The following is a 13,472-nucleotide window of genomic DNA, read 5'->3' as shown; positions in this document are numbered from 1 at the left end:
CTTCACCCCCGATCCCGGCGGCAGCATGACTTGACAAACCCCATTGGGAAGTCCTTTGTGGAGGGTGGCGAGCACTTCCGCGCTCCGGCGCCAGTCTTCGAGTTCGGCCAGCTGTCTGGTGGTGCGGAAGCCGATCGGGCTGAGCGGGATGCCGAGGCTGTCGCGTTTGTGGTGAACGGCGGCGAAGACGCAGCCGAGGACGTCGCCGAAGGCCAGCGACCGGATCAGGCGGAGCTTGAGGTGGTGGCAGACGGTCCCGTCCACGGCCAGCAGCGCCGCGTACGGGTGCCGCCTCAGGTTCGCTCGGGTGCCGGTCCCGGCCACGACCGCGTACAGCGCCGCACGGTCGTATGCGGGTTCGAGTTCGGCGCGGGACAGCAGCGCGGTGTGCGGGTGGCCGCGCTCGTCCACGGTGAGCAACGGGAATGCTTGTTCGTCGGCGTCGAGCGGCGGCTCCCCCGCCACCAGGCGGGCCACCTCCTCGGGCAGGTTCGGCACGTCGTCCTCCTCGGTCGGCGGGGGTCAGAGCGGCAGGACGCCCTTCCAGCGTGCACGGAGTTCGGCGCGGTAGCCCTCGTCGACCCGGTTGGCTCGCGGATACTGGTCTTTCCACGCGAACGGCTTGCAGGCGTCGACGAGCACGATCCCCATGGACAGATCGCCTGCCTCCCGTTTGGCCGGGGAGAGCCGGGGGTCGATGGCGGTGGTGGGCGAGCGCAGGACGTGGATCGACTCCGCCGGATCGACGCGGGTGAACAGCGCCCAGAGCACGTGGTTGATGTCGGTGATGTCGATGTCCTCGTCGACCGCGACGAGATAACGCTCCATGCCGCCGGTGCGCTTGCGCGAAGCGGCGGCCAGCAAAGCGTGCATGGCGTCGCCCGCACCGGTCTGCTTGATCGAGACGACCATCATGAGCTGGCGGGCGTAGGCCCACACGCCCTGGACGTTCTGGACCCCGGCTTGCTCGAGGTGGTCCCAGGTCACGGTGGCGGAGTAGAGCGGCACGGCCTGGTCGCCCGCCGGAATGGTCGGGAGCATCGGCGGCGCGCCGAGGATGATCGGGTCGTCGCGGTGCAGGATCCGCCGCACCCGCACGACGGGTTCCTGGCCGCTGTGGGTGTAGTAGCCGGTCCACTCACCGAACGGGCCCTCCAGCACGGATTCCTCCTCGGGCGGCGGCATTTCGCCGACGAGGACGATCTCCGCGCGCGCCGGGACGGGCAGGTCGGTGCCGGGCGCGGGCAGCACCTCGACGCCCTGCCCGCGCAGGCCGCCGGCCAGGTCGTACTCGGAAACGCCTTCGGGAGCGGACATCGCGGCGGCAGTGGACAGGATCGGGTCCTGCCCGACGACGACGGCGATCGGGCAGTTCCGGCCGCGCTCCCAGTACTTGTGCGCGATCGCCCGTGCGTGCCGGTTGCCCAGGAACCACACCGAAAGCCGGTCCTTGCCGTGCACGGAGACCCGGTAGGTGCCCGCGTTGACCCAGCCGGTGTCCGGGTCGCGGGTGACGACCATGCAGGAGGTGCCGATGTAGCGGCCGCCGTCGCCGTCGTGCCAGCGCGGTGCCGGGAACATAGTCACGTCGACGGCCTCGCCCTCGATGACGTTCTCCAGCACCGGTCCGTCGGCGACCTCGACCGGCGGGATCATCCGCAGGTCGCGGCTGATGTCCTTCCAGGCCCGCACGATGTCGAGCTTCGGCGTGTCGGCGGGCAGGCCGAGCGCGACGGCGCTGCGGGCCGGGGTGCCCATGAAATTGGTGAAGACCCGGAAACCGCTCGGGTAGCCGGGAATGTCGTCGAAGAGCAGCGCCGGCCCTTCGCGCTCGGCGAGCAGTTCGGTGATGCCGCCGATCTCCAGGTCCCAGTGGGCCCCTTCGACGCGGCGCACCTCGTCCTCGCCGAGAGCTTCGGTCAGATGCTCGAGGTAATGCCGGAGATCACGGAATGCGGTCATGCCCCCACTGTGCGATTTTCGCGGGGCACCACTCCAGTCACTGCCTCGAACTCGCCGGATACCGCCACGGATTACGCTCGACACCGTGGAACTCCTCGATCTCCAGCTCGTCCACGCTCTCTACGTCGACGGTCGCGCGTCGTTCCGCCGCATCGCCGCGGTGCTCGGCGTCTCCGAGCAGACGGTCGCCCGCCGCTACCGCAGGCTCCGCGAAACCGGGGCCGTCCGGGTCGTCGGCCGGCTCGACCCCCGTTTTCTGGGGCACGCCGAGGAATGGGTGCTGCGGGTGCGGTGCGCCCCGTCCGCGACGCTCGCCGTCGCGACGGCACTCGCCGAGCGGTCCGACACCTACCGGATCCAGCTCGCCTCCGGCGGCACCGAGATCGGCTGCCACATCCAGACTTCCGACCAGCGGGCCCGCGACGCGCTCCTGCTGGACAAGCTCCCCGCCACCCGCCAGGTGACTTCGGTCGAGGCGCACCAGGTGCTGCGCCTGTTCCGCGGCGGCCCGGACGGCTGGCACACGCCGATCGCGTCGCTGAGCCCCGGGCAGGTCGCCGAACTGGCCCCGCCGTCGCCGGAGGCGGAGCCGCTCGACCTCGACGAGGGCGACCGGCCGCTGCTGGACGAACTGGCTCGCGACGGGCGCGCGAGCCACGCCGCACTGGCCGCGAGCACCGGCTGGCACGAGTCGACGGTCCGCCGCCGCATCGACCGGCTGAGGACGAGCGGGACGCTCTATTTCGGCGTCGACTTCGACGAGCACCTGCTGGGCTGGTCCAGCCACACCCTGCTGTGGATCTCGGTCAGCCCGGCGGCCCTCGGCGCCGCGGGCGCCGCTCTCGCCCGCTGCCCGCAGATCGCCTACGCCGCGGCCACCACCGGCCCGACCAATCTTCTGGCCACCGCTCTCTGTGCCGACGCCGGCGCCCTCTACGAATTCATCACCGGCCAGGTCGGTTCGCTGCCCGGCGTGCAGACGGTCCAGACCGCTCCGGTCCTGCGCGTGGTCAAACGGGCCGCAGCTTTCCCCTGATCGTCCGGACAACTGAGGCCGCCAGGACTCAAGCCCGACTGTATAGGTCGTTATACACTTGCTTCGGAACGCAGAGCGAGCGTGGCGCGCTCCCCTGCCGGAAAGCACGCCACGCTCGCGGTTGTTCCTACGCTCCGGCGAGACCCCGGCGCTTCAGCAGCGGCTCGATCTCCGGCGCGCGGCCGCGGAAGGTCGCGAACGCCTCCATCGGGTCGACGCTGCCGCCGAGGCCCAGCAGGGTCGACCGGAAGTGGTCGCCGTTCTCCCGCTTCAGGCCGCCGTTTTCGGTGAACCACTCGACGGTGTCCGCGTCGAGCACCTCGCTCCAGATGTAGGAGTAGTACCCGGCGCTGTAGCCGCCGGAGAAGACGTGGTTGAAGTACGTTGTCCGGTAGCGCGGCGGAACGCTTTCCAGCGCCACGCCCGCCTTTTCCAGCGCTTCGGCCTCGAACCGCTGCACGTCCTCCACCCGGTCGTCCGGGCCGAGGCGGTGCCACGCGAGGTCGAGCAGCGTGGCGGCGAGGTACTCGGTCGTGCGGAAGCCCTCGCCGTACTGCTGCGCGGCCTCCAGCAGCTCGACCTGCCCGGCCGGCAGCGGCTCCCCCGTCTCGTGGTGCTTGGCGTAGTTGGCCAGGATTTCCGGCCACAGCATCCACATCTCGTTGACCTGCGACGGGTACTCGACGAAGTCGCGCGGCACGTTCGTGCCGGTGAAGGTCGGGAACTCCACGCCGGAAAGCAGCGAGTGCAGCGCGTGCCCGAACTCGTGGAACGCGGTGCGCACCTCGTCGAGCGAGAGCAGGGTCGGCTCCCCCTCGCGCGGCTTGGTCACGTTCAGCACGTTGACCACGACCGTGCGCCGCCCGAGCAGCCGCGACTGGTCCACGAAGTTGTTCATCCACGCGCCGCCGCGCTTGGAGTCGCGGGTGTAGTAGTCCATCAGGAACAGGCCGAGCCCGCTGCCGTCGGCGTCGAAGACCTCGAAGACCCGCACCTGCGGGTGGTACTTCGGCAGGTCGTTCCGCTCGGTGAAAGTCAAGCCGTACAAACGGTTCGCGGCCACGAACACGCCGTCGTGCAGCACCCGGTCCAGCTCGAAGTACGGCCGCAGCGCCGCGGTGTCCAGCCGGAACCGCTCGCGCTCCACCTTCGACGCGTAGAACGCCCAGTCCCACGGCTGCAACGTCGCGCCGGGCACGTCGGCTTCCAGCAGCTTCTGCAGCTCCGCGGCCTCGGTGCGCGCGTTCGCGACCGCCACCGGCGCGAGCCGCTCGAGCAGCCCGCCGGCGGCTTCGACGGTCTTGGCCGTCTCGTCCGCGATCACGTACGCCGCGTGGTTCGGATAGCCCAGCAGCGCGGCCCGTTCGGCCCTCAGCCGCGTGATCTCCTCGACGATCGCGTTGTTGTCGTAGGCGTTTCCGCGGTTGCCGCGCGACACCGAAGAGGTGAAGACGCGCTCGCGCACCGAACGGTTCTCCAGCGACGCCACGGCCGCCTGCGCGGTGGGCAGCGTCAGGGTCAGCACGTACTTGCCCTCGAGCCCGCGCTCGGCCGCCGTCTGCGCCGCCGCCGCGATCGCGCTTTCGCCGAGACCGGCCAGCTCCGCGGCGTCGTCGAGCACGACCGCGAGTTCGTTGGTGTCCCGCAACAGGTTCTGCGAAAAACGGGTCTGCAGCGTGGAAAGCTGCTCGTTCAGCGCGCGCAGCTTCGCCTGGTCGTCCTCGGGCAGCCCGGCTCCGGCCCGGCTGAAGTCGGTGTAGCGGCGCTCCAGCAACCGCAGCGCCTCCGTGCTCAGCCCCAGCTCCGCGCGCTTCCGGTACAGCGCGTCGATGCGGGCGAACAGGCGCGGGTTCAGGTGGATCGCGTCCTCGTGGGCGGCCAGCTTCGGAGCGAGCTCGGCCTGGATCTCCTGGACCTCGTCGGTCGCGTTCGAGCCCGAGATGTTGAAGAAGGTGCCCGACACCCGCGTCAGCAGCGCCCCGGCCCGCTCCAGCGCCGCGATGGTGTTCTCGAAGGTCGGCTCGGCCGGGTCATCGGCGATCCGCTCCACGTCGGCCGCGTGCTCGGCGAGACCGGCCTCGAAGGCGGGCCGGTAGTGCTCGTCGGCGATCCGGTCGAACGGCGGCAGCTCGTACGGCAGGTCGCTGGGGACGGCGAACGGGTTGTCCGGGGAAATCATTCGGGTTTGCGCTCCTGGTTCTCCACAGGGTTCTCCGCGTGGTTCCGCCCACCCTACGGGGTCTGGCATCCGACGGAAGGACTGTCGATCGTCAGCGGCCCGTGCTTCCGCCGACGACGGCGTCGCTGGAACCCTTCTTGGCACGGCCGCCTTTCTTGGGCGGCGGCGGCACGATCCCGGCCAGATCGCCGCCGTGCTCGTTCACCCGGAGCACGAACGGCCGCGTCTCGGTGTAGCGGACGACCGACACCGCGGCCGGGTCCACGACGATCCGCTGGAAGGCGTCGAGATGCTGGCCCAGCGCGTCGGCCAGGATCGACTTGATCACGTCGCCGTGGCTGCACACGACCCACACCGCGTGGTCGCCGTGCTCGGCGGTGATCCGGGCGTCGTGCGCGCGGATCGCGGCCACCGCGCGCGCCTGCATTTCGGCGAGCCCCTCCCCGCCCGGGAAGACCGCCGCCGACGGGTGCGCCTGCACCACGCGCCACAGCGGTTCCTTCACCAGGGTCTTGAGCTCCCGGCCGGTCCACTCGCCGTAGTCCACTTCGGACAGCCGCGGTTCGACGACCTTCGCCAAGCCCCGCGCGGCGGCCAGCGGCGCGACGGTCTGCTTGCAGCGCAGCATCGGCGACACCACCAGCTCGGCGACCGGCACCCCGGCGAAGCGCTCGACGAGGGCGGCGGCCTGTGCCCGGCCGGTGTCGTCCAGCCCGACCTTCGGGGTGCGCCCGGCGAGGACGCCCGAGCCGTTGGCCGTGGACTTTCCGTGCCGGAGCAAGATGACCGTACTCACGACGCCACCCTAACCGGTGATCCGCGCGTTCAGCCGCCCGCGGGTCCCGCGTTCGGGTCGAGCACGCCGCCGAAGACCAGGCCGAACAGCACGACGCCGAGCACGACGCGGTAGATCACGAACGGCACGAAGCTGCGCTTCTTGATGTAGGCCATCAGCCACGCGATCACCAGGTAGCCGACGCCGAACGCGACCAGCGTGGCCAGGATCGTCGGCCCCCACTGCGCGTTCTCGCCGTTCTTGCCGATGTCGGTGAGCTTGTACAGCCCCGAGCCGAACACCGCGGGAACCGCGAGCAGGAACGAGTACTCGGCGGCTTCCGAACGCGTGTAGCCCATCAGCAGACCGGCGCTCGTCGTGCCGCCTGAGCGCGAGACGCCCGGGATCAGCGCGAGCGCCTGCGCGAAGCCGTACGCCAGGCCGTGCGGCACGTTCAGGTGGTCCAGCGTCCGCTGCTGCTTCGCGGTGCGGTCGGCGAACAGCAGGATCAGGCCGAACACGATCAGCGTCGTCGCGGTGATCCGCAGGTCGCGGAAGGCCTTGTCGATCTCGTCCTGCAAGAGCAGGCCGAGCACCACGATCGGCAGCGAGCCGACGATGATCAGCCAGCCCAGCCGCGCGTCCGGGTCGCGTCGCCAGTCCGGGCGGTAGATCGAGAAGAACCAGGCGCGCAGGATCCGGCCGATCTTCGGTCCGAAGTAGAGGATCACCGCGAGCTCGGTGCCGATCTGGGTCACCGCGGTGAACGCCGCGCCCGGATCGCCCCAGCCTGACAGCGCGGCGACGATCCGCACGTGCGCGCTCGAGGAGATCGGCAGGAACTCCGTGAGCCCCTGCACCAGCCCCAGCACCAGGGCCTCGAACCATCCCATCAGGCCGCTCCCGCCGGTTCGCCCGCCCGCAGCGGGCGCAGTCCGATTCGCACGGTCGGGAACCTATCGGGTGGTTCCTGAGGGTTCCCGGGAGGGCGCCGGTCCACGCCAGGACTTGAGGCCCGCGGGTGACGGCCGGGCGGCGGTGCGGGGAACCCTGAGTCAACGCGCCAGGAACTGAAGATTGCGGCATGGACGCACTGCTGGCGTGTTTCCGCAGCTCAGCTGGCTCGATCCGGTTGAGCGCACGTCGCCGCTGGCCCCGGGCCCGGGAACGGAAGCCGGGTCGTGGTCCGTGAAGGGCTCCTTGAGGGAATCAGATTCCCTCAAGGAGCCCTTCACGGACCACAAGACGCAGCCACTTGGTAACGAATCGGGCATTTCGGCACCGCTGACGTCCTTTGTGGATGGTCAGCGGCCCGAGGTCACGCGGCTTGAGTTCCTGGCATGGGGAGGCAGAGTCCCTCGGGGTTCCCCGCGCGGACCCGCGGCCGCATTTCGTCGACACGCGTCACCTTGATCGGGTCGCGGGGGGTGCGCCCACTAGGCTCGGCGGTCGTGGAAAAGCGACAGCTCGGCCGGTCGGGACTGCGGATATCGCGGATGGCCCTCGGCACCATGACGTGGGGCGGCGACACCGATCCGGACGAGGCGGCCAGCCAGCTGGTCGCGTTCGTCGACGCGGGCGGCACGCTCGTGGACACCGCCGACCTGTACGCCGGCGGCGAGGCCGAGCGGATGCTCGGCGAACTGCTGTCGGACCTGGTCCCGCGCGAGGACATCGTGCTGGCCACCAAGACTGTCGCCCGCCGCGGGGACGGCCCGTTCGGCGGCGGGGCCTCGCGCGGTGCGCTGCTGTCCGCGCTCGAAGGATCGCTGCGGCGGCTTCGCACCGACCACATCGACCTGTGGCAGCTGCACGCGTGGGATTCCTGCGTGCCGATCGAGGAAACGCTGTCCGCGCTCGATTACGCCGTGACGAGCGGCAAGGTCCGCTACGTGGGCGTGTCCAACTACGCGGGCTGGCAGCTCGCGACGGCCGCCTCACTGGCCACCGTGCCGCTCGTGTCCGGGCAGTTCGAGTACTCGTTGCTGGAACGCGGCATCGAACGCGAAGTCGTCCCGGCCGCCGCGCACCACGGGATCGGCGTGCTGCCGTGGGCTCCGCTCGGCCGCGGCGTCCTCACCGGGAAGTACCGCACCGGCACGCCCGCGGACTCGCGCGGCGCGTCCTCCGAGTACGCGGGATACGTCGAACACCACCGCACCGAACGCGCCGCACGGATCGTGCAGGCCGTCGTGACCGCCGCCGAGGGCCTCGGCACGTCGCCGCTCGCGGTGGCGCTCGCCTGGGTCCGGGACCGGCCCGGCGTGGCCGCCCCGGTCGTCGGAGCGCGCGACACCGGCCAGCTCACCGGCTCGCTCGCGGCCGAGGACCTGACCCTTCCCCCGGCCATCCGCAGCGCGCTGGACGACGTCAGCGGCGTCGGCTTCGGCTATCCGGAACGGGGCACCCGGTGAGCCGCAGGTGTCGGGTCGGTGACACGGGCGTGACGGTTCGGCATTCGGAGAGGATGCTGGAGGGACCTGTTCGCCGGAGCTTTGCTGGAGGTTTCAAGGTGCGTCGGCTCACCGCCGCGTCGCGGATCGCGATCCCGCTGGCCGGTGCGCTCGCGCTGTCCGCCTGCTCGTCCTCGGCCGAACCGAAGGACAACCTGCAGGTCGTGGCCAATCCGACCGCCGCGAAACCGGCCGTCTCCCCCGCCCGCGCAGTGCCGCCGGCCGGGCAGGTGCTGCCGATGCCGGTGGTGTCCGCGATCGCGACCGACCCGCAGAGCCACACCCTCGTCGTGGCGCTCTCACAGCCGCCTGAGCTGCGACTTTACGATCTCGGCTCGCTCGGAGCCCCGAAGAAGACGGTCGCCCTCCCCGGTCCGGCGGAATCGCTCAGCGTGTCCGGCGGCCAGGCGCTCGCCGGGGTCCCGGGCAAGGGCGTGCTCGCCCGCGTCGCGCTGCCGAGCGGGCAGCTGACCGCCGAGAAGGTCGCCGGACAGCCCGCCGCCGGAACCGCCGACGGACCGGACACGCTCGTCGCGGTCCGCGACCGCAAGGCCGTCGAGGTGCTGGCCAACGGCACCGTCGCGAAGACGATCACCGGCCAGCTGTACAGCGCCGACGACGTGGTCAACACCGGCAACGGCGTCGTGGTCCTCGACCGGCTGCGCACCGCCGTGTTCAGCGTGGACGTCCAAGCCGGAACCATGGACGAAGGCCTCCGCGCGGGCGACGGCGCGGCCAACGCGGTCGCCGATTCGTACGGCCGCGTGCTGGTCACCGACGCCCGCGCGGGCGCACTGCTCGCGTTCTCCACCAACCCCCTGATCCTCCGCCAGCGCTACCCGGTCCCGGGCGGTGCGTACGGCATCGCCTACGACGCGAAACGCAGCCTGGCGTGGATCACCCTGACCGCCCGCAACGAGGTCGTCGGCTACGACGTCCGCGGCGGAGAGCCCGTCGAGAAATACCGATTCCCGACCGTGCGCCAGCCGGACACGGTGGGCGTCGACGACCAGAGCGGCCGCGTGTTCGTCGGCTCGGCCGCGGGAGAAGGGACCCAGGTGATCCAGCCATGACGACAGTCGACGAGGCGGTGGTCGAAGGGGATTGGGAGTATCGCCGCCTGCGCCTCCCCCCTGCGGTGTCCCGGCGCGCGGCGATGATCCAGCTTTCGATTCACGCCGAGTTCGCGGGATGGGAGCTGCGGACGGTGCGGCTGTATGCCGACGGGACTCGGCGGGTTTGGCTGCGGCGGAAGCGGTCCGCTGTGGATCACTCGACTGGGTTGGCTACCTGAGGCGTTGATCGCGGGGCTTGGCTGTGCGGGCGGCGCCGGTTTTCGACACCGCCCGCCCATCCTCAGCTGAGCGCGGCCATCCACTCCGCCCACTTGGCTTCCTCGGCCGCCGCGTCCACGTCCGGCGCGACGATGTGGTGGGTCGCCACCAGCGGGCCGCGGAAGCCTTGCATGAAGCAGAAAAGACCCTCGTCAGTACGGATTCCGACGGTCTGGTCGTTCACGGCGTAAAGCACGCCGTCGGCACCGGCCAGCCGGACCTTCGCGCCGACGGTCAGCTCCTCCACGCCCAATTCCTTCGCCAGCGCGGCCCACAGCGCAGGCCAGTCCGCGATCACCGTCGGCCCGAACGCGGTGACCGGCTTCGCTGTCCGGCCCGGGAAGTGCCGCACGAACTCCACCAGGTTGCGGAAGAACAGCGCGCCGCCCGCCTGCATGGCCTCGAACTCGTCCGCCCAGTCGTCCCCGGGCAGGAAGCCGCTCGTGACGCAGCGGATCACCGAACTGCCGCCGTCGCGGCCCTCGACGAGGAATTCGTACGCGATCCGCCGTCCGTCCGGCCCCGGTTCGCCGCCGTAGGCCAGGCGGTTCGGCGGGTCCCACGCGGTGATCGCGTGCGTCGGCTCGTAGGCGGCGAACGCTCCGCGCACCGCGCCGCCGACCCCGCCTTCGACCTCGTTGTGGCCCATGAACCAGGAGTCGATGCCCGGCCCGATCGCGATCGCGGCCCAGACCTGTTCCGGCTCGACCGGGACCTCGGCGACGTCGATCTCCCGGAATTCCTTACCCATGCTCATTTTCCTCCCCCATCGGCACGCTCGGGTGCACCGCCAGCACGACCCGGTGCGCACGGCCGTTCTCGGCCTTTTCGTCGTGGTACTTCCCCACCAGCGTGGTCACCGCGGTCGCCAGTTCTTCGGCGAACGCGGCCCGGTCGGCCGCCGAGGCGAACCGGACCTCGCCGTCCAGCGCGAAGGTCGCGACGCGCTTTTTCGCTTTCGCCGCACCGGTGATCAGGATTCCGACGTCGCGCACCAGCCGTCCCGCGACCGCCAGCAGCCAGCGCGCGGACAGCCGGTCCGGCGACTGCGCCGGGTCGGGCTGCACGGCCGCGAGCGCGGTCGGCGAGATCACGTACGACGACGCGGTCGCCCGCATCATCCGCTCGGTGACGTTGCCTTTGCGCCGCTCCTCGACCAACTCCACGAGCCCGTGCTTTTCCAGCGCGCGCAAGTGGTAGTTCACTTTCTGCCTCGGCAGGTCGACGCGGGCGGCCAGCATCGTCGCCGAGGCCGGCTGCGCCAGTTCGGCCAGCAGCCGGGCGCGGACCGGGTCCAGCGACACCTCGGCCGCGGCCGCGTCCTCGATCACCGCAACGGGAAACATGCGTCCCATCGTCGCGTCAGAACACTCAGCTTGTCAAGACAGATTTTGTTGTCGGTGGACCTCGTTGACGACCGCCGCGATCCGCGGGACCACCTGCGCGGCGGCCTCCAGCGGGACGACGTGCCCCACGCCGGGCAGCACGACGGCGTATCCCCGGGCGAGCCCGCGCACGAATTGCTCGACGTCGGCGGGCGCGACGATCCGGTCCCGCTCCCCCACGATCGCCGTCACCGGCAGGTCTCCGGCCAGCGTCAACGCGGCGTCGCGCGCATAGGCGTCGAGCGCGGGCCGAAACTGCGAGATGGTGTGCGGCCAGTTGCCGCGGATCATCTTGACGGTCAGCTCGACCAGGTCCGGGTCGGGATCGTCGCCGAACAGCCACCAGCGCAGCCCGGCGCTCACCGCGCGGCTGGTGTGCTCGCGGACCAGGCCGTACAGCTTCGCGCCCAGCACCATTTCCAGGTCCTGCGCGACTTTCCCGAGCGCGTTGGGCCAGGCCGCGGACGCCTCGGTGGCGATCCGCCCGGACGACGTCGACAGCAGCACCAGCCCGCCGGCGCGCGCGGCGAACAGCTCCGGATGCCGCTGGGTCAGCGACATGACCGCGAGCCCGCCCATGTCGTGCCCGACCAGCACGACGCGACCGTGCGGGACGGCCCGCTCGATCACCTCGGCGAGGTCGTCCGCGAGCCGGCCCATCGTCGCGGTGCCGCGCGCGGCCCGGCCGGATTCGCCGTGCCCGCGGTGGTCGTAGCTGACCACCGCGAGCGGCTGCTCGACCGCGTCCGGGAGCACCGGGGCGATCCGGCCCCAGCTGCGCTGGTCGAGCGCGTAGCCGTGCAGCAGCACGACCGTCACGGCCGCCGCCGGATCGCCCCTGCGCACGAGGTGCAGGGGCGATCCGTCGGCGAGCCGGAACCCGGGCATCAGGACGAGCGGAGGAACCGGTCCAGCACACGGACGCCGAACTTGAGCGCGTCGACCGGGACGCGCTCGTCGACCCCGTGGAAGAGCCCGGAGAAGTCGAGGTCGGCGGGCAGTTTCAGCGGCGCGAAGCCGAAGTTGCGGATGCCGAGCTGCTGGAACGACTTCGCGTCGGTGCCGCCGGAGAGCATGTACGGCAGGGTGCGCGCGCCCGGGTCCTCGGCGAGCACCGCGGCGGTCATGGCGTCGACGAGAGCTCCGTCGAACGTCGTCTCGACCGGCGGCAGCTCCATCCACTCCTTCTCGATGTCCGGGCCGAGCAACTCGTCCAGCTCCCGGTCGAACGCCTCGAGCCGGCCAGGCAGGATGCGGCAGTCCACCGCCGCCTCGGCCACCGACGGAATCACGTTCGACTTGTAGCCCGCGGTGAGCATCGTCGGGTTCGCGGTGTCGCGCAGGGTCGCGCCGATCATCCGGGAGATGTTGCCCAGCTTCGCGACCGCGCCCTCGAGATCGTCCTCGGGAAAGTCCCAGCCGGTGATCTCCGTGACCCCCGCGAGGAACTCGCGCACGGAATCGGTCAGCACCAACGGGAACTGGTGCTGTCCCAGCTTCGCCACGGCCTCGGCCAGCTTGGTGACCGCGTTGTCGCGATGGATCATCGACCCGTGGCCCGCGGTGCCGCGCACGCGCAGCTTCATCCAGCGGATGCCCTTCTCGGCCGTCTCGATCACATACGCGCGGACGTTGTCCTTCAAGGTGATCGAGAAGCCGCCGACCTCGCTGATCGCCTCAGTGACCCCCTCGAACAACTCCGGCCGGTGCTCGACCAGCCACTGCGCCCCGAACTTGCCGCCCGCTTCTTCGTCGGCGACGAACAGGAACACGAGGTCACGCGGCGGCACGATATTGTTGATCTTGTAGTGCCGGGCCAGGGCCAGCGTCATGCCGACCATGTCCTTCATGTCGACCGCGCCGCGCCCCCACACGTACCCGTCCTGGACCGCCCCCGAGAACGGATGCACCGACCATTCGGCCGGATCCGCGGGGACGACGTCGAGGTGGCCGTGGATCAGCAACGCCCCGCGACTGGGGTCCGCCCCAGGGAGCCGCACGATAACGTTGTGCCGGTCCTTGCCGCCGGACTCGACGTAGGTGATCTCGTACCCGGCGTCGGTCAGCTTCTCCGCGACGTACTCAGCCGCGACGCGCTCCCCCACGAGGGTTTCGGGGTCGCCGGTGTTGGTGGTGTCGATGCGGATCAGCTCGCTGGTAAGCGTGACAGCCTCGTCCGCGGCGGCGTCGATCAAGTTCGGTTGGGTCACCGGCCATTCCTATCATCCGCAGCGGAGAGACGCCGTCGTCCCGGCGAGTGGAACCCGGCACCGGGCGCGCCGAGCAGAAGTCCGTGAGGGGAACCCCGAGGGAATCAGAGTCCCTCAGGGTTCCCCTCACGACCCGCA

13 protein-coding genes are annotated in these 13,472 nt (G+C 70.8%); 4 read left to right on the top strand and 9 right to left on the bottom strand.

What is annotated here, in order from left to right; genetic code table 11:
• Both ACFORO_RS45140 and ACFORO_RS45135 read right to left on the bottom strand, forming a co-directional pair.
• Positions 1-498, bottom strand: a 498-nt coding sequence (locus ACFORO_RS45140) for a hypothetical protein (protein ID WP_377896775.1), incomplete at its 3' end; no start/stop codon positions are given.
• 24 nt (positions 499-522) lie between these two features.
• A complete protein-coding gene (locus tag ACFORO_RS45135) occupies positions 523-1,962 on the bottom strand; it encodes a UbiD family decarboxylase (protein WP_377873352.1) in 1,440 nt (479 codons plus the stop codon).
• Positions 1,963-2,047: 85 nt separating this feature from the next.
• On the opposite strand from ACFORO_RS45135, the gene ACFORO_RS45130 reads away from it, so the two are divergent.
• A complete protein-coding gene (locus ACFORO_RS45130) occupies positions 2,048-2,998 on the top strand; it encodes an Lrp/AsnC family transcriptional regulator (protein ID WP_377873353.1) in 951 nt (316 codons plus the stop codon).
• A 127-nt stretch (positions 2,999-3,125) separates the two neighbouring features.
• Here ACFORO_RS45130 and ACFORO_RS45125 read toward each other — a convergent pair whose 3' ends face one another.
• The 3 genes from ACFORO_RS45125 to ACFORO_RS45115 all read right to left on the bottom strand — a co-directional run bounded on the left by ACFORO_RS45125 (position 3,126) and on the right by ACFORO_RS45115 (position 6,845).
• On the bottom strand, positions 3,126-5,177 hold the full coding sequence (locus ACFORO_RS45125) for a M3 family metallopeptidase (protein WP_377873354.1): 2,052 nt from the start codon (positions 5,175-5,177) through the stop codon (positions 3,126-3,128).
• Positions 5,178-5,268: 91 nt separating this feature from the next.
• Entirely contained in the window at positions 5,269-5,973 is a 705-nt protein-coding gene (locus ACFORO_RS45120; RefSeq protein WP_354750677.1) for a histidine phosphatase family protein, read from the bottom strand.
• Positions 5,974-6,002: 29 nt separating this feature from the next.
• Positions 6,003-6,845, bottom strand: a complete 843-nt coding sequence (locus ACFORO_RS45115; protein ID WP_354750676.1) for an undecaprenyl-diphosphate phosphatase — start codon at positions 6,843-6,845, stop codon at positions 6,003-6,005.
• A gap of 558 nt (positions 6,846-7,403) precedes the next feature.
• Here ACFORO_RS45115 and ACFORO_RS45110 point away from each other — a divergent pair.
• From ACFORO_RS45110 to ACFORO_RS45100, 3 genes are all read left to right on the top strand, one after another.
• On the top strand, positions 7,404-8,366 hold the full coding sequence (locus tag ACFORO_RS45110; RefSeq protein ID WP_354751229.1) for an aldo/keto reductase: 963 nt from the start codon (positions 7,404-7,406) through the stop codon (positions 8,364-8,366).
• A gap of 98 nt (positions 8,367-8,464) precedes the next feature.
• On the top strand, positions 8,465-9,478 hold the full coding sequence (locus tag ACFORO_RS45105; protein WP_377873355.1) for a YncE family protein: 1,014 nt from the start codon (positions 8,465-8,467) through the stop codon (positions 9,476-9,478).
• On the top strand, positions 9,475-9,699 hold the full coding sequence (locus ACFORO_RS45100; protein WP_354751231.1) for a DUF5703 family protein: 225 nt from the start codon (positions 9,475-9,477) through the stop codon (positions 9,697-9,699). The genes ACFORO_RS45105 and ACFORO_RS45100 overlap by 4 nt, the downstream gene beginning before the upstream one ends.
• Positions 9,700-9,761: 62 nt before the next feature.
• Here the strand turns inward: ACFORO_RS45100 and ACFORO_RS45095 are convergent, their stop codons facing one another.
• The 4 genes from ACFORO_RS45095 to ACFORO_RS45080 are packed head-to-tail and all read right to left on the bottom strand — an operon-like array spanning position 9,762 to position 13,334.
• Positions 9,762-10,490 (bottom strand): SRPBCC family protein, encoded by a 729-nt coding sequence (locus ACFORO_RS45095; RefSeq protein WP_377873356.1) that lies wholly within the window; start codon positions 10,488-10,490, stop codon positions 9,762-9,764.
• Positions 10,483-11,085: an ArsR/SmtB family transcription factor gene (locus tag ACFORO_RS45090; RefSeq protein ID WP_354751233.1), complete on the bottom strand. Its 603-nt coding sequence runs from the start codon at positions 11,083-11,085 to the stop codon at positions 10,483-10,485. The genes ACFORO_RS45095 and ACFORO_RS45090 overlap by 8 nt, the downstream gene beginning before the upstream one ends.
• 33 nt (positions 11,086-11,118) lie before the next feature.
• Positions 11,119-12,012 (bottom strand): alpha/beta fold hydrolase, encoded by an 894-nt coding sequence (locus tag ACFORO_RS45085; RefSeq protein WP_377873357.1) that lies wholly within the window; start codon positions 12,010-12,012, stop codon positions 11,119-11,121.
• Positions 12,012-13,334: a M20/M25/M40 family metallo-hydrolase gene (locus tag ACFORO_RS45080; RefSeq protein ID WP_354751235.1), complete on the bottom strand. Its 1,323-nt coding sequence runs from the start codon at positions 13,332-13,334 to the stop codon at positions 12,012-12,014. Before ACFORO_RS45080 ends, ACFORO_RS45085 begins: the two co-directional genes overlap by 1 nt.
• Between the last annotated feature and the right edge of the window lie 138 nt (positions 13,335-13,472).

This window comes from Amycolatopsis halotolerans (assembly GCF_042647905.1).
In the GTDB taxonomy this organism is placed as follows: Bacteria; Actinomycetota; Actinomycetes; order Mycobacteriales; family Pseudonocardiaceae; genus Amycolatopsis; species Amycolatopsis halotolerans.
Note: the sequence above shows the minus strand (reverse complement) of the source record. Positions and strands in the feature narration are given on the sequence as shown.